Consider the following 23,647-nt stretch of genomic DNA (forward strand, 5'->3'; position numbering starts at 1 on the left):
GATCAAAGATCCTTTTTCTTCGATAGTTTAGCCAACATGGCGACCTGTCGCCAGTGCTCCTTGGTGGGCATGGCGGGTGATCCGGATACGGTCTGTCCAAGTTCGATGTTCCGGAAAACGCCCGATTGGGCCGAGATCCGCGCGCCATCACCAATAGTCAGATGCCCGGCAATCCCCGCTTGCCCGCCGATCATAACGAAATCCCCGATTTTGGTACTGCCAGAGATCCCCACATGGGCCACGACGATGCAATTGCGCCCCAGCTTCACGTTGTGGCCAATCTGAACCAAATTATCGATCTTGCACCCGGCGCCGATTTCCGTATCAGGGCCGGTACCCCGGTCGATCGTGGTATTGGCACCGATTTCCACGTCATCCCCGATCAAAACACGTCCCAATTGGGGAACCTTTAAATGACCTTGAGGGCCGAGGGCGAAACCGAAACCATCCTGACCGACCCTGACGCCGCCATGGATTACCACCCTGTCCCCGACCAGGCACTTGGCCAGCCCGGCACCGGGGCCGATCCGGCAATGGTCCCCAATGACCACACCATCACCGATGACGGCGTTGGCTTGAATATGGCAGCCATCGCCGATCTTGGCCCGTCGGCCGATGATCGCGCCTGATTCGACATGGGTGTTTGGGCCTATTTCCGCATCATCGGCAATGATCGCCCCTTCTTCAACCACGTCACGAGCTGGCGGATCCGGATAAAAGGCAGACGCAATCATGGCGTAAGCCCGATAGGGATCCGGCGAAATCAACAACACCATGCCGCTTGGAGCCTTGTCCGCGTGGGCAGACTTGACCAGACAAGCCCCCGCCTTGCTTTGGGCAAAGGCAGAGACGTACTTGGTATTGTCGAGAAACGAAATTTCTTCCGGTCCCGCCGTTTCAAGGGGGGCAACATCCTTGAATTGGCGTCCTGCCTTGACGTCCGGGTTCAACGTCGCACCGCACAAGACCGCAAGTTCACCCAGCGTGAAGGGTCCCGCCCGGTTAAAAAAGCGTGGATCGGCCATGGATCAGGGCTCAACCGGCCACTGCACATCGACGGTAACCGCGGGTAATTTCTTATTGAGAAGAGCCAGGACTTCTCGATCAAGCTCCAGCGCCTTGGGAGCAATCACCACTTCGCGCCGACGAAACAAAAGCGAAATCCCCTTCTCGCTTGCCACTTCAATGATGGCCTCTCGCATGGCGTTTTCAAAGGTTTTCATGGCAACACCCTTGGCGGCCGATACGGCGGCCCGGTTGGCCTGCATATGACGCTGGGCCTTGCTCATGGACTCAAGAAACTCTTTTTTCTTAGCTTCGAAAACTTCGGCGGAAACAACACTGCGTTGGCGTCCCAATTCCGCTTCGGATTCGCGGAGCGTCTTCTCCACCGTGCGAATGTCGGTTTGAATGCGTTTGGCATGCTCCGCGACCTGGGAATCGATATCCTTGCGCGCCTGGGCGTCGCGGACCACGGCCTCCATATTGATCACACCAATCAATACTTCCATGCTGTTGGAAGCGGAATTGCCATCCTGGGCGTGGGCTTCCCATTCGCCGCTCAGCGGGACGGCCAACAAACCAATGAGAATAGCTCGAACGATCAAACCCATGCCTTAAAACCTCGTACCAAAGTTAATTCGGAAGGATTCCTTCTCATCGAAGGACTCATTCACAATTGGAAAACCAAAGTCGACGCCAATGGGACCCACCGGGGATTCCCAGCCAACCCCAAACCCGGCGGAAACGCGGATGGATCCCGTATCTTGGACCGTGGCATTGCTCGGCGAGATGCCGCCCAGACTACCAAAATCGCTAAATACCCGCCCTTTGATCCCGAATTCGTTGGGAAGTCCCACAGGAAACGTCAACTGAGTCGACCCTGTATACTTCCACTCACCGCCCAAAGCATCATCGGTCGAAGAATCACGCGGACCGATGCCCGCTGTTGCAAAACCACGCAAATCATCACCGCCAACGTTGAAACGGTCGATGAGGACCACGTCCTCGCCTATTCCGTATATATGCCCGACGGTGCCCTTGAAAGAGAGGATCCATTGATCATCCACAGGGATGTATTTGGCACCGCTCAAGGAGTTGCGAATATAGTGACGATCACCGCCCAGCCCGCCCAGATCATTGGAAAGGCGCACCACATATCCGTCCGTAGGCGAAACCTTGCTATCCCTACGGTCATAAATGAGGTTGTGGGTCAATTCCGACAGCAGGGTCGTCCCTTCTTGTGATTTGATAAAGGACGAAGCGGTGCTCTTGACGTTGGTCACCTCGGTTTGTTTGAGCGTATAACGCCAGCTCTGGCTCAATCGTTCGGTAATCGGATACCCGGCGCGCAAGGCGCCACCGGTAATCGACGTATCGTGAGACTGGGTGTCCTGCAGGTCCGTGGATGTATGGAACAGGTCGAAACCAGCCGAGACCTCGCGATCCAGGAAATAGGGCTCCGTGAACGACAGGTTCAGCTTGCTTTGCCGCTGGGCAATGGTCGTGGAAAGGCTCAGCTTCTGGCCTTTACCCAACAAATTGGATTCTTGAACCCCGATTTCCGCCAAAGCACCATTGGTGGTGGAGAAGCCGGCTCCCAGCGAAAGCGATCCTGTCGATTTCTCTTCGACCTCGACTTCAACGACGGTCTTGTCGGGCGCGCTCCCGGGGACCTGTTCGACTTCCACCTTCTCGAAGAAGTTCAAGTCCTGTATTCGCTGGCGGGAACGGCGCAATCGCGACTGGTTGAATGGATCGCCCTCCACCAACCGGAATTCTCGACGGATGACTTTGTCCTCGGTCCGCACATTGCCGTTGATATCGATGCGCTCAACAAAAACCCGGGCTCCTTCGTTGATGGCAAAATTGATATCAATGGTGTTGTTTTGCTTATTTCGTTTGATGTTCGGACGCACATCCACGAAGGCAACCCCCAGTTCCCCAACCTCATTGGTCAGGTCGGTCACGGTCTTTTCGATCTGATCCGCTTCGTACCAGTCGCCATTCTCGATTTCGACAACATCTTCCACGTCTTCGACATTGAAATCTTTGATGTTACTGCTCAGCGTCACCTGGCCCAATTCATATCGGGGACCTTCGGCAATGGTGAAGGTAATGAAGAAATCTTCCCGGTCCGGCGTCATCTCCGCCACCATGGACATGACCTGAAAATCCGCGAAGCCCTCGTTCAAATAGAATCGGCGCAGCAATTCCCGGTCAAAGGCGAGACGATCCGGGTCATAGCTATCTTCACCGGACAGGAACCGCCACCAGCGGGTTTCCTTGGTCCGAATTTCTTCACGCAGGCGGGAGTCGCTGAATTCTCGGTTGCCGACAAAGCGAATGCGCTCGACTTCGGTCGCCTTGCCTTCCGAAATCTCGAAAACCAAATCAACGCGGTTCTGTTCCAGCTGAATAACCTTGGGATCCACTGTCGCGGCAAACCGCCCGCGAGACCGATATAGCCCGAGGATACGCTGAACATCATTTTGGACCTTGGTCCGGGTATAGATGATGCGGGGGCGCAACGTTACTTCTTGTTCCAGATCTTTATCTTCAATCCGACGATTGCCTTCGAAGGCAATTCGATTGATCACCGGATTTTCGACCACTCGCACATAGAGTAAGGCACCGCGTCGCTCCAAACTCACATCGGCGAACAGGCCGGTCCCGAACAGCTTTTTCAGCGATCGGTCGATACGCACTTGGTTGAAGATATCGCCCTTGCGAATGAGCATATAGGACAGGACGGTTTCCGGTTCGACCCGTTGCGCCCCTTCCACCACGATGTCGCGGATGATACTCCCGGACTGAGCCTGGGCCGAAGACCCGATCAACCCACACCCCATGAGCAATAGCGCGACGATAGTGGCAAAGCGGTTCAAAACTATCCCCTTCCGAGCCCCAGGTTAGGAAACCAAGTCCTTGAAGAACTGAAAGACATTCATGTTCACCAAGTCGTTCCAAGTGGCGAAAACCATTAAAGCCAATACCAGAACCAGGCCAAAACGGAAACCGTATTCTTGGGCTCGCTCGCCTAAGGGCTTTCCTCTCAAGGCCTCAATGCCATAGAACACCAGGTGCCCCCCATCCAACATGGGAATGGGAAACAGGTTGATGAGCCCCAGATTCAGCGATAGAGCGGCCATAAAGAAGACCAAATTGGATAGCCCCCCCTGCGCCACGTCCCCTGACATCTTGGCGATCATCAACGGACCACCCAAGTCTTCCGACCCCCGATTGCCGGTGATCAATTCACCCACATAGCCCAGAATCTGAGTGGTCATGACCCAGGATTTCTCGAATCCGGCGCCCACGGCCTCCAGGGGCCCATAAGTTTCGGTTTCGATCTGGGAAGCGTCCGGCGACACGCCGAGGAAACCTTTTGATTCGCCGCCCACTTCCCGCGACTTGGGAACGGCGGTCAAGGTGAGGATCGTATCCTTCCGGCTGATCTGGAAATCCAGGTCTTTCCCGGGATTGACCTCCACGATCGCTTTCAGGTCGTCGAACCAGCGGACATCCTGTCCGGCGATGGATAGAATCTTGTCTCCACTCTCGAATCCGGCTTCGTAAGCGGCAGACCCTTCTTGCACGGTCCCCACCGCCGCCATGGGGCGCGGATGCCCCACGGCCCAAAACAAAATGGTCAACGCCACGATGGTAAAAGCGAAATTGGCGAACGGACCAGCCGCCACCACCGCCGCCCGCTTCCCCAAGGGCTTATGCTGAAAGGAGCCGTCTTTTTCCTCGTCGGTCATAAGGCGTTCGCCGCCCTGCCCGTCATCGGTGGTATCGCCCGTCTCGCCGAACATTTTGACATATCCGCCCAGCGGAATGGCGCTGACTTTCCAGCGCGTGCCGTGCTGATCGTTCCAGCCTTTTATTTCCGGGCCGAAACCGATGGAAAACACCTCGATGCGGACGCCGGACCAGCGGGCCACGAGATAATGGCCCAGTTCGTGAACGAACACCAAGACCGACAAAACAAACAGAAAAACGATGACGTAATAGGGAACGCTCCCGACGAATTCCATGGCTCTTTCCAGCTTTACGTTAAAGGGGCAACCGGCAGTGAGCCGCTTACCTCGTCATATGGTCTATTATTTCCTCGGCGCAACGGCGGGCCCAAGTATCCATGGCCAGCACATCGGGAATGGATTGTACCACCCCGGCGCCATCGGTCTCCATGGTCCTCTCGACCGCGCGGGCGATATCCAAGAACCCTATACGTTTGTCCAAGAAGGCCGCCACCGCCACTTCATTGGCGGCATTGAGTACGATAGGCATGGCCCCACCCGCCCGCAACGCCTCGCGGGCCAGTCGCAGGGCCGGGAAACGGTCCGTATCCGGCGCCAGGAAGGTCAGTTGGGCGATCTTGGCCAGATCCAGCTTTTCCACCGGCGCGTCCATGCGATCGGGCCAAGCCATGCTGTAGGCGATGGGCGTGCGCATATCCGGCGAACCCAGTTGCGCCAGCACGCTACCGTCCGCATAACCGACCATGGAATGGATCACCGATTGCGGATGGACCAGGATCTCGATCCGCTCTTCGGGAATCGGGAACAGGTGCGAGGCCTCAATCAGCTCCAGGCCTTTATTCATCATTGAAGCGGAATCCACCGAAATCTTGGCACCCATGCTCCAATTGGGGTGCGCCACAGCCTGCTCCGGCGTCGCGGCTTCCATGAAAGCTTTGTCAGCTTCGCGGAAGGGACCGCCGGAGGCTGTCAGGATGATCCGCTCGATCCGCTCGGGGCGTTCGAAATCAAAGACCTGGAAGATGGCATTGTGCTCGGAATCCACCGGCAGGAGGGTCGCCCCATGACGGCGGACCTCTTCCATCATCAGGTCCCCGGCGCAAACCAATGTCTCCTTATTGGCCAGAGCCACCACGGCGCCGCGGCGCACGGCGGCCAGGGTCGGTTCCAAACCCGCCGCCCCGACGATGGAGGCCATGACCCAGTCAGCGGGCCGTGCCGCCGCTTCGGTCACCGCTTCGGGGCCGGCAGCGACTTCGATACCGCTGCCGGACAATGCCGATTTCAAATCATCGTAGGCATCAGGATCGGCGACAACGGCCAAACGGGCACCGAGCTCCTTGGCCTGTTCGGCCAGCAGATCCACATTGCGGTTGGCGGTCAGCGCATCAACGCGATAGGCATCGGGGTTGCGCTTCAAAAGATCAATGGTGCTGCAGCCGATGGAGCCGGTGGACCCGAGAATGGTCACCGATTTGGGGGCGGGTGCGGCCTTTAGTTCCGTTACAGCCATGCGCCGCCGCCTCCTTCGGTCAATGCAAACAATAGAGCCAGAGCCAACCCGGCGGCCAACAGGCCGTCCATACGATCAAGCAACCCTCCATGTCCGGGGATCATACTGCCTGAATCCTTGACGTTGAAGTGCCGTTTCACCCAGGACTCGAATAGATCACCAATTTGCGCCACCACGGCCAGAACGCCGCTCACCACCATCAAGGGTCCCACGGGTGTCTGCCCCAGCCAATGGGCCGCGCCAGCTCCCACGGCCATGGCACAAGCCATACCGCCCAGCAATCCGGCCCAGGTCTTCTTGGGGCTGATTCTCGGCGCCAATTTCGGGCCGCCAATTGATCGACCGGCGGCATAGGCCCCGGTGTCCGTGGCCCAAACGACCCCCAGCAGCCATAGGAAGGCCGCCAGACCCCATCCGTCCGCGCCTCTGATCCAGACCATCGCCGCAATGGGCAGGGCGATATAAGGGATCCCCATCAGCACCCAGATTATTTTTCCTTGGACAAGACGAGCCCATTCGATCCCGAGCAAGGCCAGACAAATCACGGCCAAAATCTCAAAGTAAGGAGAACCGAAATAGACGGCCGCCAGCACGGGTGGAATCAAAACGACGGACGAGCCAATTCGCATCGCAAGGCCGCTGCCGCCCTTAGAGGGGGCCGCCTCGCCCTCTGTCTCCGGCTGGTGCAATGTCACGATATCGTCAGCTCCCGACCGCGCCGAACCGTCGCTCACGGCCCTTGAAGTCCATCACGGCCTTTTCCAGGTCATCAGCCCCGAATTCCGGCCAGAACTTTTCGACAAACAGGAACTCGGTATAGGCCATTTCCCAAAGCAGGAAATTACTGATGCGTTGGTCGCCGCCCGTGCGGATCAACAAATCCGGCTCGGGCATGCCCGCCGTATCCATATGGTCTGAGAAAAGGTCCTCGGTGATATCCTCGGCATTCAAGCGGCCAGCGGCCGCCTCGGCGGCCAAGCGTTGAGCGGTCGCCGCAATATCCCCGCGACCGCCATAGTTCAGGGCCAGCACCAAAGTCAGGCCAGTATTCCCACCCGTTTTGGTCTCGGCAATTTCGATCAGATCAACAATATCCGCCGCCAATCCCGACCGATCACCTATAACGAGCAATCGGACATTGTTCTTGTGCAAATCAGCGATTTCGCTTTTCAGGTGCAGGCGGAGCAAACCCATAAGGTCCTTGACCTCGCTGGGCGGCCGCTTCCAGTTCTCAGACGAAAAACTGTACAGGGTCAGATAGGACACGCCCAACTCGCCGGCGGCGCGCACCACCTTTTTTACCGCATCGGCGCCCTTCTTGTGACCCGCGGCGCGCGGCAGTTTGCGCGCTTTGGCCCAACGCCCATTGCCATCCATGATGATGGCCACGTGGACGGGCGGCTGCGGATCGTCGGGAATTTGCGGCGCCGGTTTCATCATCTAGACCTGCATGATCTCCGTTTCCTTGTGCGACAAGGCTTCGTCGATCTGTTTGACGTGACTATCGGTCAGGCCCTGGATCTCCTTGCCGTAGTCCCGGTGTTCGTCCTGGGAGATATCGCCATCCTTCTCCATGCGCTTGAGCTCGTCCATGCCATGTCGGCGGATGTTGCGCACGGCGATGCGGGCTTCCTCGGCATACTTGCCCGCGATTTTCGTATACTCAGTGCGGCGTTCCTCGGTCAGGGGCGGGATGGGAATCCGCACGGTTTGACCATCGGCCATCGGGTTGAGGCCCAATCCGGCATCGCGAATGGACTTCTCCACCGCCTTCACCATGCCCTTGTCCCACACCTGGACCGTCAGCATGCGCGGTTCCGGCACGCCGATGTTGCCCACCTGGCTGATCGGCATGAGGCTGCCGTAGGCTTCCACCTGCACCGGCTCCAACAGACTGGTCGAAGCCCGGCCCGAACGCAGTCCGGCGAACTCCTGATGCAGCACTTTCAGGGCACCATCCATGCGGTGCTCCGAGTCCTTTCTCAGTTCCTTGAAATCAGCATGTTGAGTCATGTGTTTCTACCCCCGTCAGTTCGGGTCTTCGATGATCGTGAAGCGGCCACCACCGGCCACAACCCGTGCCAGTTCGCCCGGTTCGTGAACGGAGCAGACTAGCATGGGAATATGGTTTTCCCGTGCCAGGGCGACCGCCGTTTGATCCATGACCCGAAGATTATCGGCCAAAACCTGTTGATAGGTCAGCCGTTCGTATCGCTTGGCATTCGGAACCTTTTTTGGGTCCGCGTCGTAAACCCCATCCACCTGGGTCCCCTTGATCAGGGCGTCGCAGCCGGTCTCGGCGGCGCGTAAGGCAGCGGCGGTATCGGTGGTGAAAAACGGATTGCCGGTGCCTCCGGCAAAGACCACCACTTCGCCTGCTTCCAGACGGGCCACGGCTTCACGCCGAGTATAGGAATCGCAGACCACCGGCATGGCGATTCCCGACATGACAGATGACGGCACGCCCTGTGCCTTCAAGGCGCTGGACATGGCCAGAGCATTCATCACCGTCGCCATCATGCCCATATAGTCTGCGGTCGTGCGTTCGATCCCGGCGGCCGCATCGGATAGGCCGCGAAAGATGTTGCCGCCGCCGATCACCAGACCTACCTGGGCGCCCAGGTCGCGCACGGCTTTAACCTCGGCAGCCGTTCGAGCCACTTCCTCGGAGTCGATACCGAAGGGCTGATTGCCCATCAGTCCCTCACCCGAGAGTTTCAGCAAAATTCGTTTATATTTCGGCTCGTCCGGCATGGTTTCTTATTCCGTCGCCTGTTTCGCAGGTCGTGGTTTATGGCACAGGCGGGCTTCCGGCGGAAGGCCCGTCGGCGCCCATCTCCCAGATTCCAGCCTCCACAAAGGCTGACGGCCCGGATCATACACAATCCGGGCCGTCTGGTCTTTCGAAAAAAGGCTGATACGCCGATTACTTACCGGCAGCAGCGGCCACCTCGGCGGCGAAGTCCTCTTCCTTCTTGTCGATCCCTTCGCCCAGGGCGTAACGAACAAATCCGGTCACCGCGATCGGCTTCCCGGCTTCCTTGCCAGCGGCCTCGACAACCTTGCCGACATTGTTGTCGGGATCCATCACGAAGGCTTGTTCCAAAAGGCAGACTTCTTCGTAGTACTTGCGCAGGCGGCCCTCGACCATCTTCTCGATGATGTTCTCCGGCTTCCCGGACGCGCGGGCCTGATCGGCCAGCACTTGGCGCTCGCGATCCAGCAAGGAGGCATCCACATCATCGCGGGACACAGCCTGCGGATTGGCGGCGGCCACATGCATGGCCAGCTGCTTGCCCAGCGCTTGCAATGCAGCGCCTTCGGCTTCGGATTCCAGAGCCACCAACACGGCGATCTTGCCCAGGCCGGGCACCGTCTGATTGTGAATATAGGAGGCCACCAAACCGCTGTTGACCTTGAGCACGGCGGCGCGGCGCAGGCTCATGTTCTCGCCGATGGTCGAGATCATATGGGTCAGTTCCTCGGAGACGTTCCGCTCGCTGCCCGGGTAAGCCTGAGCACCCAGGGCTTCCAGATCACCATCGACGCCCATGGCCAGGTCGGTCACGTTGGCGACGAAACCCTGGAAGGTTTCATTGCGGGCCACGAAGTCGGTTTCAGAGTTAACCTCGGCAACGGCGCCGGTCGTGCCACCGGTCTTGGCGCCCACCAGGCCTTCGGCGGCCACGCGGCCGGCCTTCTTGGCGGCGGCGGCAAGGCCTTTTTTGCGCAGCCAGTCGACGGCAGCTTCCAGGTCGCCGTCGGTCTCGCCCAGCGCCTTTTTGCAATCCATCATCCCGGCACCGGTCTTCTCGCGCAGTTCTTTCACTAGCGCAGCGGTAATCTGGGCCATGATTCCCTTGTCCTTTTGATATCTCTGTTAGTCTTGAAAACCGGCGGCGGGAGCTAGCCCCCGCCGCATTTGGTTACCTTGATCAGGCGTCCGGCGTGGTTGCGGGAGCGGTTTCCTCGGCGGGAGCCTCCGCGGGAGCCTCGACGGCGGCGGCTTCAGCAACCGGTGCGGCAGCCTCGGCTTCCGGCGCTGCGGCTTCTGGCAGAACCTCGGCGGGAACTTCTTCCATTTCGCCCAGATCGGTGCCGGTAGCCGCCATCTCGGCCTGGATACCGCCGATGGCCGAACCGGCGATCAGGTCGCAATAAAGGCTGATGGCGCGCACGGCATCATCGTTGCCGGGGATCGGGAAGGTGATGCCGTCCGGATTGGAGTTGCTGTCCACCACGGCGGCGACGGGAATGCCCAGCTTGTTGGCTTCTGCCACGGCCAGGGCTTCCTTGTTGGTGTCGATGATGAACAGAATGTCCGGCAGTCCGCCCATGTCCTTGATGCCGCCAAGAGAGCGTTCGAGCTTATCTTTTTCGCGGGTCAGGCCCAGGGTCTCTTTCTTGGTCAGGCCGGTGGTGTCTTCTCCCAAACGGGTTTCCAGTTCCTTGAGCCGCTTGATGGAGATGGAAATGGTGTTCCAGTTGGTCATCATGCCGCCAAGCCAGCGGTGATTTACATAGTACTGACCACATTTCTCGGCAGCCTCGGCGACGCGCTCGGATGCCTGACGCTTGGTGCCGACGAACAGCACGCGGCCACCGCCGGCGACGGCACCCTGTACGGCTTCCATAGCCCGGTGCAGCATGGGCATGGTCTGGCGCATGTCGATGATATGAACATTGTTGCGGGAGCCAAAGATATAGGGCTCCATTTTCGGATTCCAGCGGCGGCAGCTATGGCCGAAGTGAACGCCGGATTCGACGAGTTGGCGCATGGTGAAGCTAGGAAGCGTCATGGTTACTGTTCCTTTTCCGGTTAAGCCTCCGCGGACGAGAGTTCCTCCAACAGGAACACCGGAGCGACAAGACGACGAATTTGCGCCGCCGCCGCGAGCCCGCGTGCGAAGTGGGCGCTTGATACGCGCCTCCATTTGAAAAAGCAAGGGGGAATCTAAACTTCCCTCACCTCGGCGACGCCTTCCATGAACTGCAACGCCTGAACAAGGGTCGGCGAGACCGAATAGCGGTCCTTCAGGGTCATCTCCACTTCCGTGGCGTCCTCCAGGCGGGCGGTCAGTCGGATCTCGCCCCGACCCTTCTTCTGCTCGGCCAGCAAGGAACCAAGAGGTTCTAGAACATCTGTCCCCATGACCCGCAGGCGCAGGCCCGTATCGGTTTTCCCGGCCACCACTTCCAGGGATTCCACCGAGTTGGCGGTCAGCCGCAGGCGATCATCGTCGAATTCCGCCGCCGCACGAATGAACAGGGAATTGCCCGCCTCCAACAGGTCGCGCGCCTGCGCCAATTGCTCGGAGAACAAGGTGACCTCATAGGCCCCCGAAGCATCGGACAAGGAAACAAAGGCGAAGCGGTTGCCCCGGGCCGAGGTGCGCTCCTTCTTGGCGACCACCGTCCCGGCCAGCTTCACCGCGCCGGAGCGTCCGGTTTCCAGCAGTTCGGCGCTTGCCACCACATCCAGCCGCTTTAGGGCCTGACCATAGGCGTCCAGCGGATGGGCCGAGAGGTAGAAGCCGATGGCGTCGAACTCCTCCTTCAGCTTGTCCATGGGCATCCATTCCGACACATTGGCCAGCTTCGGCTTGGCGCTTTCCATGCCGGAATCGCCGAACATGCCCATTTGGTTGCTGTTGCGCTCGGCGGTGGCGACATTGGCATGGGCGATGAGGGTTTCCAGGCTCTCGAACAGCTTGTGGCGATTGCGTTCCAGGCTGTCCAGGGCGCCGGCCCGCACCATGTTTTCAAGCTGCCGTTTGTTGATCGCCTTGGTATCCAGGCGATCGAAGAAATCGAACAGGTCCTTGAACGGCCCGTTGGCACGACGTTCCTCGACAATGGTCCGCACGGCCTCGGCGCCGACATTCTTGATCGCCGCCAGGGCGTAGCGCACGGCGCTGTTGCCCTCCCCGTCCCGCTCCACCGAGAAGGTCACCTCGGATTTGTTCACGTCCGGCTGCCGCACCTCGATCTTCAACCGTGTCAGTTCCTGACGGAAGGCGTTGAGCTTGTCGGTGTTGTTGATATCGAGGGTCATGGACGCGGCCATGAACTCGGTCGGGTGATTGGCCTTCAGATAGGCGGTGTGATAAGCCACCAGGGCATAGGCGGCGGCATGGGATTTGTTGAAGCCGTAGGAGGCGAACTTGGCCACCAGATCAAAGATCTCCGAGGCCTTGCGCTCCGGCACCCCCTTGGCCACCGCGCCATCGACGAAGATCTTGCGCTGCTTCTCCATTTCCTCGGCAATCTTCTTGCCCATGGCCCGCCGCAACAGGTCGGCGCCGCCGAGGCTGTAGCCCGCCAGCTCCTGGGCAATCTGCATCACCTGTTCCTGATAGATGATGATGCCATAGGTTTCCTTGAGAATGCCTTCCAGGGTCGGATAGAGGTAGTCCGGCTCCTCCGCCCCATGCTTGCGCCGGATATAGCTGGGGATGTTGTCCATGGGACCCGGCCGATACAGGGCCACCACGGCGATGATGTCTTCCAGGGTATCGGGCTTCATATTCTTCAGCACGTCGCGCATACCGGCGCTTTCCAACTGGAATACGCCCTGACTCTCGGCCCGGCCCAGCATCTCGAAGGTCGGACGATCTTCCAAGGTGATGGTCGACAGATCCACCGTCACCCCCTTGTCGGCGATCAGTTTGACCGCCGTGGACAGAACGGTGAGGGTCTTGAGCCCGAGAAAGTCGAACTTCACCAGCCCGGCGCTCTCGACAAATTTCATATTGAACTGAGTGACCGGCATGTCCGAACGCGGATCGCGGTAGAGCGGCACCAGTTCATCCAAAGGCCGATCACCGATCACCACACCCGCCGCATGGGTCGAGGCATGGCGGTACAGACCTTCCAGTTTCAAGGCCTTTTCGGTCAGGCTGCGAACGGTCTCGTCGTCCTCGATCATCTCGCGCAGTTGCGGTTCGTCCTCGATGGCCTGGGCCAGGGGCACCGGCTTGCCCGGCGGATTGGGCACCAGCTTGGTGATACGGTCCACCTGGCCATAGGGCATTTCCAGCACCCGCCCCACGTCGCGCAGCACGGCCCGGGCCTGTAACTTTCCGAAGGTAATGATCTGGGCCACATGGTCGTAGCCATATTTGTCCTGCACGTATTTGATCACCTCGTCTCGCCGGTCCTGGCAGAAATCGATGTCGAAGTCGGGCATGGACACACGCTCGGGATTGAGGAACCGCTCAAACAGCAGCCCAAAACGCAAGGGGTCCAGGTCGGTAATGGTCAAGGCCCAGGCAACCACCGACCCGGCACCGGAACCGCGCCCCGGTCCGACAGGAATATCATGGGTCTTCGCCCATTTGATGAAGTCCGACACGATAAGAAAATAGCCCGGAAAGCCCATCTGGGCGATGACATCGAGCTCGTAGTCCAGGCGCTCGCGATAGGGCTTGGCGACCTGTTCCCGTTCATCGTCGGACATGCCGTCGGGGAAGACCCCGGCCCAAAGCCGTTTTTCCAACCCGGCAGCGGCCTGCTCGCGCAATTCATCGGCCTCGCCACGGCCCTCGCCACAGTCGTACGGCGGCAGGATGGGATCGATCTTCTCCACCATCACCGCACAGCGCTGCGCAATGATTAGGGTGTTGTCGATGGCCTCGGGCAGGTCGGCAAACAGGGCCCGCATCTCGGCGGCGGTCTTGAAGCGGTGCTCGGGGGTCAGGCGGCGGCGCTCGGTCTGCGAAACATAGGTGCTCCCGGCGACACAGAGCAGTGCATCATGGGCCTCGAACATGTCAGCATCGGCGAAAAAAGCCTCGTTGGTGGCCACCAACGGCAGCTCAAGGGCATAGGCCAGATCCACAAGAGGCCCCTCGATCCGCTTCTCGCCATCCAGGCCATGTCGCTGAAGTTCTACATAAAGTCTTCCGGGGAATGATTTGTTTAATAACAAAAGACATTCCTTAGCTTTGTCATCCTGGCCCTCGGCCAACAGCCGCCCGACCGGTCCGGCCAAGCCGCCGGTCAGGCAGATCAGCCCCTCGCCCAAGTCCGCCAGGGCGCTCAATGGGATCTGTGGGTCGTCGCCTGGTTCGGTCTCCAGGAACGCCTTGCTGACCAACTTCAAAAGATTGTGGTAGCCGACTTCGTTCTGGCACAGCAGCACCAGGGAATCCGGCGGCGGGGCCAAAGAGCCTTTGCTTGGCGCCTTGTCAAAACGCGTGACCCCCAACTGACAGCCGATGATCGGCTGCACCCCCGCCCCGGCCATGGCGCCGGAAAACTCCATGGCTCCAAACAGGTTGTTGGTATCGGTAATGGCCAGCGCCGGCATGCGTTCGTTGGTGCAGAGCTTGGGCAGGTCCTTGACCTTGATCGCTCCTTCGGAAAGCGAATAGGCCGTATGGACACGCAGATGGACAAACTCGGCGTATGAATTGGAGGAGGTCATGGGAAGAGAATTCCATGTCCAACCGATTCCCGCCACGTCCCTTTTTGCTTTTCCACAGGAAAAGCCTCGGGCAGCCCCTAAAGCTTGCGTCGAACCGTATAGGGGTGTTTCTCGCCCCACTTGCGGACGAATTCCTCAAGCTCTTTGTCGTGCTTGCTGGGCAGCATGATCGACAGCTTGACGAAATGGTCCCCGGCCCCCTTGTTGCCCGGTTTGACCCCTTGGCCTTTCATACGCAGCACGGTGCCTGAATTGGAGCCCGGCGGCACGCCGACCGTAACGGTGCCATGCAGGGTTTCCACGTCGATCTTGCCCCCTAGGAGCGCTTCGGGCAGAGTCACCGCGGTTTCCGTATGCACGTCCAGGCCCTCGACCCGAATCCGGTCGCTGGCGGTCACGGCAACGGTGACCAGAGCATCACCCGCGGGCTCGCCACCGATCCCCGGCATGCCCTGGCCTTTTAGCCGCAGCACTTGGTTATCGCCAGTCCCGGCGGGGACCCGCACATCCAGAGTTTTGCCATTGGTGGTCCGGATGCGCTTGGAGACCCCGCGCGCCGCTTCCAGGGTATCCACGGTGACCGTATAGGTAACATTGGCGCCGCGCACCTTGACCCCGGCAGCCGCGGCTGTGCCCTCTTCTTCGAACCAGGCTTTCTTGCGGCCCCGGCGAAATCCCGAAGTGGAATTCCAAAAACCGCCGCCACGCTTATGGATAGGATGGCCTTGGGCATCAATGGTGCCCCGATCGAAGGCCTGGCGTTTCTTGGGATCCGACAACAGGTCATAGGCCGTGGAGATCGTCTTGAATTCCTCCTCGGCCCAGGGATTGCCTGGGTCCAAGTCAGGATGACGCTCTCGGGCGAGCTTCCGATAGGCTTTTTTGATTTCGTCCTGGGAGGCCCGCCGGGCCACGCCAAGGGTGATATAAGGATCGTTCATGCGCCGAAATGGGGACCGGTTGTTGATCGGTCCCCCAGGCTACTCTTGCCCGCCAAAGGGAACAAGGCTCAGTTGATCACTTGCCAAGACCCATCGGGCTGACGGCAAGCCGTGCCATAGGCTTCTTCCACCCGGCCATCGATGGTCACCGTGGTCCGGTATTCCCGGCAATCCTCCTTGGCCGAGGAGCTATAAGTGCGGGTGGGCGTAATGGTGCCCTCGTGGCCGCTGTCTGGATTGGACCAGCTCGACGTGGTTCCGGCCTTGTTGTATTCCAAGGCGCTCTGTGTGGTGCCCTGCATCTTCATGCGGTCCACTTCGTCCAGCTTCGATCCCACGTTGCCGCCCAGCCAGGCCCCGGCCAGCGTCCCCACGGCGATGGCAGCCATATTGCCCTTGCCGCCGCCGATCTGTGATCCGGCCAGGGCGCCCAGTCCGGCACCCAAAAGGGTGCCCATGGTCTTGTTGGGATTGTTCTGCGCGTCGGTGACGCACCCACTGACCAGCAGCAGGCTGGCCGTGGCGGCGATGGTGGTCTTGCGAAGGCTCATCATGGGTCTCATTCCTCTTAGCTCCGGTACGACGGGGATCGCCCCCAATCCTTGATCAAACAATGGCACATTTTTGTGGCGTTCGGGAGGCATCCATCGCATATGAGGGAGACAGATGCCCTTTTTCATTGAGTGACCAACGCTCTTAAGAAGTTCTGAATCCATGACCGAAACCACTGAATTCCAAGCGCCGTTCGATCACTTTGCCCAATGGATGAGCGACGCGGAAGAGCAAGAAACGAACGATCCCAACGCCTTATCCCTGGCCACCACCACCAAGGAAGGGCGCCCATCCGTGCGCATGGTGCTGCTCAAGGAGATGGATGAAAGGGGGTTTGTATTTTATACCAACCTGGAAAGTCGCAAAGGTCGGGAGCTGTTGGAAAATCCCCATGCCTCCATGTGTTTTCATTGGAAATCCCTGCGCCGTCAGGTGCGAATCGACGGGCCGGTGGAACAGGTCACCGACGAGGAAGCCGACGCCTATTTCCACAGCCGTCCGCGCCTGAGCCAAATTGGCGCCTGGGCGTCCTCCCAGTCGCGACGGCTGGAGAATCGTTTTCATCTGGAAAAGCGGGTGGCCGAGTATACCGCCAAGTTCGGTATCGGCAGCGTGCCGCGTCCCGACTATTGGCATGGCTTCCGGCTCATTCCCCAATGGATGGAATTCTGGGAAGACCGGCCTTTCCGCTTACATGACCGGCTGGTATTCACCCGCGCCGGTGATGGATGGACAACGGAGCACCTGTTCCCATGAGCGAGACTCCTGCGCCCAACTCTCCCCTGCAAGCCAACGCCACCGACGCCCGGCTGATGCGCTCGGCCACCTATGCCTCGGTAACCGTGGCGACGTTGCTGATCATCGTCAAGGTAATGGCTTGGCTGATGACCGGCTCGGTGGCAATTCTGGCAACTTTGGTCGATTCCATCCTCGATGCGGCGGCCTCCGTGGTTAACATGTTCGCCGTCCGCCATGCTCTGGAACCGGCGGACAAGGACCATCGATTCGGCCATGGCAAGGCGGAACCCCTGGCCGGATTGGCTCAGGCGGCGCTCATCGGCGGCTCGGCGGTTTTCTTGTTGTTTCAGGCCGTGGAACGGCTGATTAATCCCGAAGCCGTGGCAGCATCGGACGTGGGCATCATTGTCATGGTGATTTCCATCGGCTTGACCCTGGTTTTGGTGCTGTTTCAGAAATTTGTCGTACGCAAGACCAAGTCCGTGGCCATTTCCGCGGACTCGCTGCATTACCAGGGCGACCTTCTGGTCAATGCCGGGGTGATCGCAGCATTACTGCTGGGGGATCATTTGGGATGGGTCTGGGCCGACGGAGCCTTTGCCCTCGCCATCGCCGGGTACATCCTCTGGAACGCCTTGGAGATCGTCCGCGAATCCCTGGACCTGTTGATGGATAAGGAATTCCCACCGGAAGACCGGGCCAGAATCCACGAAATCGCCATCGAGCATCCGCTGGTCTCGGATATCCATGACCTGCGCACCCGCTCCACCGGCCCACACAAGTTCATTCAGTTTCATTTGGAACTGGAGGGAGACATGATGCTGTCCAAGGCCCATGCCATCGCCGACAAGATCATGTATCGGGTGGAAGCCGCCTTTCCCGGGTCGGAGGTGCTGATCCACCAAGACCCGGAAGGCGTCAAGGAACGGCGGGCGACGTTCAAATAGACACCAGCATGAATAGCTGTTTTTCTGGGAGGCCTAAAGTCTTTCGCGTTTCATATGACCCATTGTGATGGTCTCCGGTGAGTCGAACCGCCAGGAAAGGTCCCGAAAGCGATGCGGCGCATCGGTGAGGGAGCTTGACGCCGCGGGCGGCCACCGGAGACCACCCTGCGGGCCGATCCTTTTGCCTAAGGGGAGCGTCGCGACCCTTGATCGTAGCCCCGCTACGCCCTGCGCGCCACTCCTGCCCCTTAGGCAAAATGATTCGGTCACAATGGGTCATATGAAACGCGAAAGATTTTTAGCTCCGGCCCTACTCGGGAACCACCTTCCCCGGATTCATGATGTTGTTGGGGTCCAGGGCCGCCTTGACCGCCCGCATCATCCGGATCTCGACATCCGGGGCATAATGGGCCAATTCGTCGCGCTTCAGCTTACCGATGCCATGTTCGGCCGAGATACTGCCGCCCAGGTCGATCACCAGGTCATGGACAATGCGGTTCATGGGCTCCCATTGATCCAGGAAAGCGGCTTTGTCCATGCCCTCGGGCTGGGTCAGATTGAAATGAATATTGCCGTCGCCGATATGGCCGAAGGGACAGGGACGGACGCCCGGCATGGCCTCGCTGACCAGTTCCATGCCTCGCATGATGAAATGCGCCACTTTGGAAACCGGCACCGAGACATCATGCTTGATGCTGCCGCCTTCATGCTTTTGGGCCTCCGAGATGGATTCTCGCAGCCGCCAGAGTTCCTCTGCCTGGGTCAGACTGCTGGCGATCACCGCGTCAGTCACCCATTCTGATTCGAAAGCCTCGCCAAGGACGGTTTCCAAAAGCTCTTCCAAGGAATCATCGGGCCGAGAGGAGGTCAGCTCCACCAAGGCGTACCAGTCATGGGCATCATCGAAGGGGTCGCGTAGGCCTTCCATATGCCTGGTCACTACCTCCACCGAAAACCGGGCCATCATCTCGAAAGCGGTCAGGCTGTCCCCGGCCCGAATCCGTGCCACATTGAACAGCTTCATCAGGCTATCCAAATCCGGGCAGGCGGCCAGGGCCGTGGCCCGGGCGCTCGGTTTAGGGAACAGTTTGATCACCGCCGCGGTGATGATTCCCAAGGTGCCTTCCGACCCGATGAACAACTGCTTCATATCGTAGCCGGTGTTGTCCTTGCGCAGCCCCCGAAGACCGTTCCAGACCTCACCCTCGGCGGTCACAACCTCAAGCCCCAGCACCAGTTCACGGGTATTGCCATAGCGCAGTACGGCGGTCCCCCCGGCATTGGTGGCGATATTCCCACCGATGCGGCAAGTGCCTTCGGCGGCCAGGCTGAGGGGAAACAGACAGTCGGCCTCGTCCGCCGCGACTTGCACGTTTTGCAAAATCACTCCGGCCTCGACGGTCATGGTCATATTGAGCGGGTCGATCTCGCGGATCCGGTTCAGGCGTTCGGTGGACAGAATCACGCCGCCTTCGGCCACGGCTCCCCCCACCAGGCCCGTATTGCCACCTTGAGGAAAGATCGGCAGCCCCGATTGCGCACAAAGCCGCACCACCGCCGCCGTTTCGTCGGTGGTGGCCGGTTTGGCAACAGCCAATGCCTCGCCGCGGTACAGATCCCGGGATTCCTCCAAATAGCCTTCCATATCCGGTCCCGGCGCCACCACACCTTTGGGGCCCAGAATATCGCTCAAGGCTGCAATTAGTTTATCGGTCATGGTCAGTCACCGTCATCATAGGGATCTGTTATGGCTAGGCAGGGCATGGCCGCCCCACAGGCCTCGGGCCAGTCATCCAATGGGGCCGCATCTTCAACCGGCGTGGCGGCCCGGCGCAAGCGGTCATTGATGGCCGCGCCGAGCCCGGTATCGGGAACAGGCGCCACGGCAATGCGCGCGAAGCCGCCCGCATCCAACTCCCGCAACATGGCAAACAGATTGGCCGCGGCCTCGATTGGATCCCCGGATACGCTGAGGTTCATGGTTCCAGGCAATCCGCCAAAACTCAAAAAGGCCTCGCCCGGACGCGGTGCGCCGGCGTTCAAACGCAACGGCTTGCCGGGGGCATAATGGCGGCTGAGCATGCCCGGTGATCGGGGTGCCTCGCCCTCGCCCGCTTTGGCCAACGGCCCGCAAACCCGCTGAATATCTTCCACCGCCAAGCCGCCGGGACGCAACAAGGTGGGCTGTGCCCCGCTCACATCCACAACCGTCGATTCCACGCCGACCCGGCAAGGTCCGCCATCGAGGATGGCTGCAATCTGGTCTTCGGTGAACTCGGAAAGAACGTGATCTGCGGTGGTCGGACTCACATGGCCGGAGCGGTTTGCACTGGGCGCCGCCACCGGCACATTGGCCGAACGCAGCAGATCGCGGGCCAACGGATGGGCGGGCACCCTCAGTGCCACCGTATCCAGCCCGGCACTGACCAAATCCGACAGGCGACATTGGGGCAGTCGCTTCAGGACCAAGGTCAAGGGACCGGGCCAGAAGGCCTCGGCCAGATCAAACGCCGGGTCATTGAACAGAGCGAAGTTTCCCGCCGTCTCCAAATCCGGCAAGTGAGTAATCAGCGGATTGAAGCTGGGGCGCCCCTTGGCGGCAAAAATAGAGGCGACCGCCTTGTCATCGGTGGCATCGCCGCCCAGGCCATAGACGGTCTCGGTGGGAAAGGCCACCAGACTGCCGCGATCCAACAGCCCCGCCGCTTCGGCAAGGCTGTCGGGTGACGCAGGCAGAACTCGGGTCACGGCAGCCTCAGCGGCCCCAGACCACGAATCCGGAATCGTTGGCGAAATCCGGTTTAACATAGGTAAAGGGATTGCCGTCGGGATCGGTGACCCGGCCTCCGGCGGCGGAAACCACCGCATGACCGGCCCCGGTATCCCATTCCATGGTCCGGCCCATGCGCGGATACAGATCGGCTTCGCCGGTGGCAACCTTGCAGAACTTCAACGACGACCCGGCGGGGGTCATGTTGGCCACGGTGAACTGGGACAGGAACGCCTCGTCCTTTTCCGAACGGTGGGAGCGGCTGCCCACCACGTTGATCCCGTCGGCGGGCATCTCCCGCGTGGAAATGGCCTGCGGCGCGCCGCCGTCCTTGCTCATGAAGGCCCCCAACGGGCTGCCCCAATACATGGTGTTGTTGAGAGCCGGAGCCAGAACCACGCCCATGACCGGCACCTTGTCCACCACCAAGGCGATGTTGACGGTAAATTCTCCCCGGCGATGAACGAATTCCTTGGTGCCGTCCAGCGGGTCCACCAGCCAAAACGGTGTTCCGGTCACGTCCGGCACCCGGCCCGCCGCCACCGATTCCTCGGCCACCACGGGATAGGCATCGATCAACTTACCGCTTATTTCGTTTGCAAGGGCGGCGAGGATCAGGTCCTCCGCCTGCTGATCGGCTTCGGTCACCGGCGACTTGTCGTCCTTGGCTTCAACGGCGAAGTCGCTTTCATAGATCTCCATGATCCGGGCTCCGGCACGAAGGGCGATGTCGCGGACGGCGTCCACGAGGGGCTGTTCAATAGTCAAAGACACTGGATTCTCCCGAGCAGGCGGTTAGTCGGACCAGAGGACCTTGGGATCGGGCAGATCAGCCGCCGCCAATTCCTCGGCAATGAAACGTTCCGCGCGGAAGGTATCCGACCAATGGTCAATGGGCAATCCCGCTTTACGCTTCAAATGGGCCAGAAACTCTTTTTTATCCGGCAGCTCCCGCCATACCGCGGGCAGGAATAGCGCCCGTTTCGGGCCGTCGGAGATAATCAGGCCATCGATCCCGGGCCGCAACTGATCCAACAAATCAGCCTCGTTCTTGATGGTGAACGGCCAGGACGGACTAAGCAGGGACAAAGATAATTCGAGCCCCTCCACTTCATGAGGTCCCAAAGGCGGGAATCGGGGGTCCTTGAAAGCGGCGGAAATGGCATTGCGGGCCACGTCCAGGGCCAAGGCTTGATGCGCGGATACCGAGCCGATACAGCCCCGCAAACGCCCGCCGCGTTTCAAGGTCACGAAGCAGGCGCCCTCGCGCCCCAGTTCCGGCGGAAAATCCTTCAGGTTCAGCTTCATGCCCTTGCCGCCAGCCAAAGCGTCACGAATGACCTTTGCCGCCAACCGAAGCAGCGATTCCCCATGACGGTCAAGAATCGCCCGGGTCCGGGCGGCGAAATCATTGCCCGCTTCTTTGCGCCCATCTGGATTATCGAAGAAGGCCCAGGAGCCATATCCCACCACCCGGTCCTTGGGACCGGCGGTGTCACCTGAATTCCGCAGATCCAGCGTTTCAACCCTCAGCCCCTTCCGTCGGGCCAATGTCAGCAGACCGCGCACCGGCACGCGGCCGCAAGCGGAGTCCCGGTCCAGTCCAGTGGGATCCAAGGCTTCGATGGCAAGGCAGGCGGCTCGATCCGAGCGCTGGGCGGCCTGATAATCCAGATAGTGGCTGAGATCGGAACTAATAACGATCAGCGTTTCCGCCCCGCCCCAAACGGTCTCCAACACATCCGCCACCTCCTCGCCGGTGGCTTCGCCCACCACCAGGGGCAACAAGGAGAACGCACCCAACACTTCTTGCAGGAATGGCACATGGACCTCCAGGCTGTGTTCTGCCTGATGGGCGGCGTCGAACAGGGATACCTGGGGGAAATGTCGGCACAGGGAATCGAGAGTCGAGCGATCCAGCGGCACATCGCCCAACGGGGTTCGCCAGGCATCGGCGCCACTGCCCGCCAACCCGCGCACCGCCACGCGATGGCAAGGCCCCATCAAAACCACCTTGGAAATCCGGTCACGCGCCGGAGCGATACGGGCATAGGCGGCAGCGGCCACCGGACCGGAATAGACATAGCCCGCATGGGGAGCGATCAAAGCCTTGGGGACCGTTCCATCCCGCGACGGAACATCCGCCAAAAACCCTTGGATCTCCGCCTTCAGGCGATCCGGCTGGTCGGTATAAAAAGCCCCGGCCACGGCGGGGCGGCGGACAACAGTCATGGGGCGGGCTCCTTGGTAAGGGTTCCCCCCCAGTGTGACTCCGGATCCATGCCCTGTGAAGGCTACCCTTCATTGATCATTTGATTTTCCCTGAAAATGCGTTACATAGGATTCATACGTGTTGCATTCGTTTCGAGCTATCTAAGTAACGGCGTGCCGTTTCGCGAAGTTATTCCTGACAATGTGAGCGTAGAAGACCCGTGCGTCCACGCGGTGTGGGCAACGGATTTAAGCCACCTGTTAGAGGAAAATACGCAAATGGCTACTGGTACTGTTAAGTGGTTCAACCCCACCAAGGGTTTTGGTTTCATTGAGCCGGAAGACGGCTCCAAGGACGCCTTCGTTCACATCTCCGCCGTCGAACGCGCCGGCCTGAGCACCCTGAACGAAGGTCAGAAGGTCTCTTATGAGCTGCAGGAAGGCCGCAATGGCAAGTCCTCGGCCGAGAACCTCCAGGTTCTCTAAGGTTCCGAATTCAGAACCCGCCTCCGATTTCGGTCGGAGGCGGGTTTTGTTTTGCCTGGAATCTACCCCTGCTCTTGCATATCGACCCACAAAGCCAACCGGTCGCGCAGAATCTTGGCCGTGTCGATATCCAATTCCAGATCGGTAAAACGCTTCTTTTCCTTGATCCGCAGACGCAGCATTTTGAAGCCGCCGTCGAAAGTCAGGTCCTGTAGGGCGACTTCCTTGGCCCAGGGTGTCGGCAGCACTTCTAGCTCCCGCACCTCTTCCCCATGTCCACCCGAATTCATCTGATACT

General features: G+C 59.8%; 22 protein-coding genes. 3 read left to right on the plus strand and 19 right to left on the minus strand.

Annotated elements, in window-relative coordinates; all coding sequences use genetic code 11:
- Nucleotides 1-2: 2 nt before the first annotated feature.
- The 14 genes from lpxD to MGMAQ_RS10085 form a co-directional block, all read right to left on the minus strand.
- Entirely contained in the window at nucleotides 3-1,025 is a 1,023-nt protein-coding gene (gene lpxD / locus MGMAQ_RS10020; protein WP_046021436.1) for a UDP-3-O-(3-hydroxymyristoyl)glucosamine N-acyltransferase, read from the minus strand.
- Between the two features lie 3 nt (nucleotides 1,026-1,028).
- Nucleotides 1,029-1,613: an OmpH family outer membrane protein gene (locus MGMAQ_RS10025; RefSeq protein ID WP_046021437.1), complete on the minus strand. Its 585-nt coding sequence runs from the start codon at nucleotides 1,611-1,613 to the stop codon at nucleotides 1,029-1,031.
- A 3-nt stretch (nucleotides 1,614-1,616) separates the two neighbouring features.
- Nucleotides 1,617-3,887 carry an outer membrane protein assembly factor BamA gene (gene bamA / locus MGMAQ_RS10030; RefSeq protein ID WP_252508617.1) on the minus strand — a complete coding sequence of 757 codons (2,271 nt, stop codon included), beginning with the start codon at nucleotides 3,885-3,887 and terminating at the stop codon, nucleotides 1,617-1,619.
- 24 nt (nucleotides 3,888-3,911) lie between these two features.
- Complete coding sequence (rseP, locus tag MGMAQ_RS10035; protein WP_046021438.1) at nucleotides 3,912-5,039, minus strand: RIP metalloprotease RseP; 1,128 nt, start codon at nucleotides 5,037-5,039, stop codon at nucleotides 3,912-3,914.
- Nucleotides 5,040-5,085: 46 nt separating this feature from the next.
- Nucleotides 5,086-6,276, minus strand: coding sequence for a 1-deoxy-D-xylulose-5-phosphate reductoisomerase (locus MGMAQ_RS10040; protein WP_046021439.1), 1,191 nt, complete (start codon nucleotides 6,274-6,276; stop codon nucleotides 5,086-5,088).
- Complete coding sequence (locus tag MGMAQ_RS10045) at nucleotides 6,267-7,010, minus strand: phosphatidate cytidylyltransferase (protein ID WP_052716300.1); 744 nt, start codon at nucleotides 7,008-7,010, stop codon at nucleotides 6,267-6,269. Before MGMAQ_RS10045 ends, MGMAQ_RS10040 begins: the two co-directional genes overlap by 10 nt.
- On the minus strand, nucleotides 6,979-7,713 hold the full coding sequence (locus tag MGMAQ_RS10050; RefSeq protein WP_046023191.1) for an isoprenyl transferase: 735 nt from the start codon (nucleotides 7,711-7,713) through the stop codon (nucleotides 6,979-6,981). The genes MGMAQ_RS10045 and MGMAQ_RS10050 overlap by 32 nt, the downstream gene beginning before the upstream one ends.
- 3 nt (nucleotides 7,714-7,716) lie before the next feature.
- Entirely contained in the window at nucleotides 7,717-8,289 is a 573-nt protein-coding gene (gene frr, locus MGMAQ_RS10055; RefSeq protein ID WP_046021440.1) for a ribosome recycling factor, read from the minus strand.
- 15 nt (nucleotides 8,290-8,304) lie between these two features.
- Nucleotides 8,305-9,030 (minus strand): UMP kinase, encoded by a 726-nt coding sequence (pyrH, locus tag MGMAQ_RS10060; protein ID WP_046021441.1) that lies wholly within the window; start codon nucleotides 9,028-9,030, stop codon nucleotides 8,305-8,307.
- A gap of 172 nt (nucleotides 9,031-9,202) precedes the next feature.
- The gene (gene tsf, locus MGMAQ_RS10065; RefSeq protein ID WP_046021442.1) at nucleotides 9,203-10,129 is read right to left on the minus strand and encodes a translation elongation factor Ts; all 927 of its coding nucleotides are present in this window, start codon (nucleotides 10,127-10,129) and stop codon (nucleotides 9,203-9,205) included.
- An 82-nt stretch (nucleotides 10,130-10,211) separates the two neighbouring features.
- Nucleotides 10,212-11,075: a 30S ribosomal protein S2 gene (gene rpsB, locus MGMAQ_RS10070; RefSeq protein ID WP_046021443.1), complete on the minus strand. Its 864-nt coding sequence runs from the start codon at nucleotides 11,073-11,075 to the stop codon at nucleotides 10,212-10,214.
- 155 nt (nucleotides 11,076-11,230) lie between these two features.
- Complete coding sequence (gene dnaE / locus MGMAQ_RS10075) at nucleotides 11,231-14,704, minus strand: DNA polymerase III subunit alpha (protein WP_046021444.1); 3,474 nt, start codon at nucleotides 14,702-14,704, stop codon at nucleotides 11,231-11,233.
- Between the two features lie 77 nt (nucleotides 14,705-14,781).
- Nucleotides 14,782-15,645 (minus strand): DnaJ C-terminal domain-containing protein, encoded by an 864-nt coding sequence (locus tag MGMAQ_RS10080; RefSeq protein ID WP_046021445.1) that lies wholly within the window; start codon nucleotides 15,643-15,645, stop codon nucleotides 14,782-14,784.
- Nucleotides 15,646-15,713: 68 nt separating this feature from the next.
- Nucleotides 15,714-16,199 carry an RT0821/Lpp0805 family surface protein gene (locus tag MGMAQ_RS10085; RefSeq protein ID WP_148560918.1) on the minus strand — a complete coding sequence of 162 codons (486 nt, stop codon included), beginning with the start codon at nucleotides 16,197-16,199 and terminating at the stop codon, nucleotides 15,714-15,716.
- Between the two features lie 160 nt (nucleotides 16,200-16,359).
- Here MGMAQ_RS10085 and pdxH point away from each other — a divergent pair, with 160 nt between their 5' ends.
- Nucleotides 16,360-16,953 (plus strand): pyridoxamine 5'-phosphate oxidase, encoded by a 594-nt coding sequence (gene pdxH / locus MGMAQ_RS10090; protein ID WP_046021446.1) that lies wholly within the window; start codon nucleotides 16,360-16,362, stop codon nucleotides 16,951-16,953.
- Nucleotides 16,950-17,882 (plus strand): cation diffusion facilitator family transporter, encoded by a 933-nt coding sequence (locus tag MGMAQ_RS10095; RefSeq protein ID WP_305727895.1) that lies wholly within the window; start codon nucleotides 16,950-16,952, stop codon nucleotides 17,880-17,882. The genes pdxH and MGMAQ_RS10095 overlap by 4 nt, the downstream gene beginning before the upstream one ends.
- A gap of 310 nt (nucleotides 17,883-18,192) precedes the next feature.
- On the opposite strand, the gene MGMAQ_RS10100 is transcribed toward MGMAQ_RS10095, so the two are convergent.
- The 4 genes from MGMAQ_RS10100 to amrB are packed head-to-tail and all read right to left on the minus strand — an operon-like array spanning nucleotide 18,193 to nucleotide 22,884.
- The gene (locus tag MGMAQ_RS10100) at nucleotides 18,193-19,599 is read right to left on the minus strand and encodes an FAD-binding oxidoreductase (protein WP_046021447.1); all 1,407 of its coding nucleotides are present in this window, start codon (nucleotides 19,597-19,599) and stop codon (nucleotides 18,193-18,195) included.
- A 2-nt stretch (nucleotides 19,600-19,601) separates the two neighbouring features.
- Nucleotides 19,602-20,630, minus strand: a complete 1,029-nt coding sequence (locus MGMAQ_RS10105) for an L-threonylcarbamoyladenylate synthase (protein WP_065814690.1) — start codon at nucleotides 20,628-20,630, stop codon at nucleotides 19,602-19,604.
- 7 nt (nucleotides 20,631-20,637) lie between these two features.
- A complete protein-coding gene (gene cysQ, locus MGMAQ_RS10110) occupies nucleotides 20,638-21,399 on the minus strand; it encodes a 3'(2'),5'-bisphosphate nucleotidase CysQ (protein WP_252508618.1) in 762 nt (253 codons plus the stop codon).
- Nucleotides 21,400-21,447: 48 nt separating this feature from the next.
- A complete protein-coding gene (gene amrB, locus MGMAQ_RS10115) occupies nucleotides 21,448-22,884 on the minus strand; it encodes an AmmeMemoRadiSam system protein B (protein WP_046021449.1) in 1,437 nt (478 codons plus the stop codon).
- A 258-nt stretch (nucleotides 22,885-23,142) separates the two neighbouring features.
- Between amrB and MGMAQ_RS10120 the strand changes: the two genes are divergently transcribed.
- Complete coding sequence (locus MGMAQ_RS10120; RefSeq protein ID WP_046021450.1) at nucleotides 23,143-23,349, plus strand: cold-shock protein; 207 nt, start codon at nucleotides 23,143-23,145, stop codon at nucleotides 23,347-23,349.
- Between the two features lie 62 nt (nucleotides 23,350-23,411).
- Here MGMAQ_RS10120 and MGMAQ_RS10125 read toward each other — a convergent pair whose 3' ends face one another.
- Nucleotides 23,412-23,639, minus strand: coding sequence for a hypothetical protein (locus MGMAQ_RS10125; RefSeq protein ID WP_046021451.1), 228 nt, complete (start codon nucleotides 23,637-23,639; stop codon nucleotides 23,412-23,414).
- Nucleotides 23,640-23,647 lie beyond the last annotated feature (8 nt).

Origin of the sequence: Magnetospira sp. QH-2, assembly GCF_000968135.1 — a bacterium.
Taxonomy (GTDB): Bacteria; Pseudomonadota; Alphaproteobacteria; order Rhodospirillales; family Magnetospiraceae; genus Magnetospira.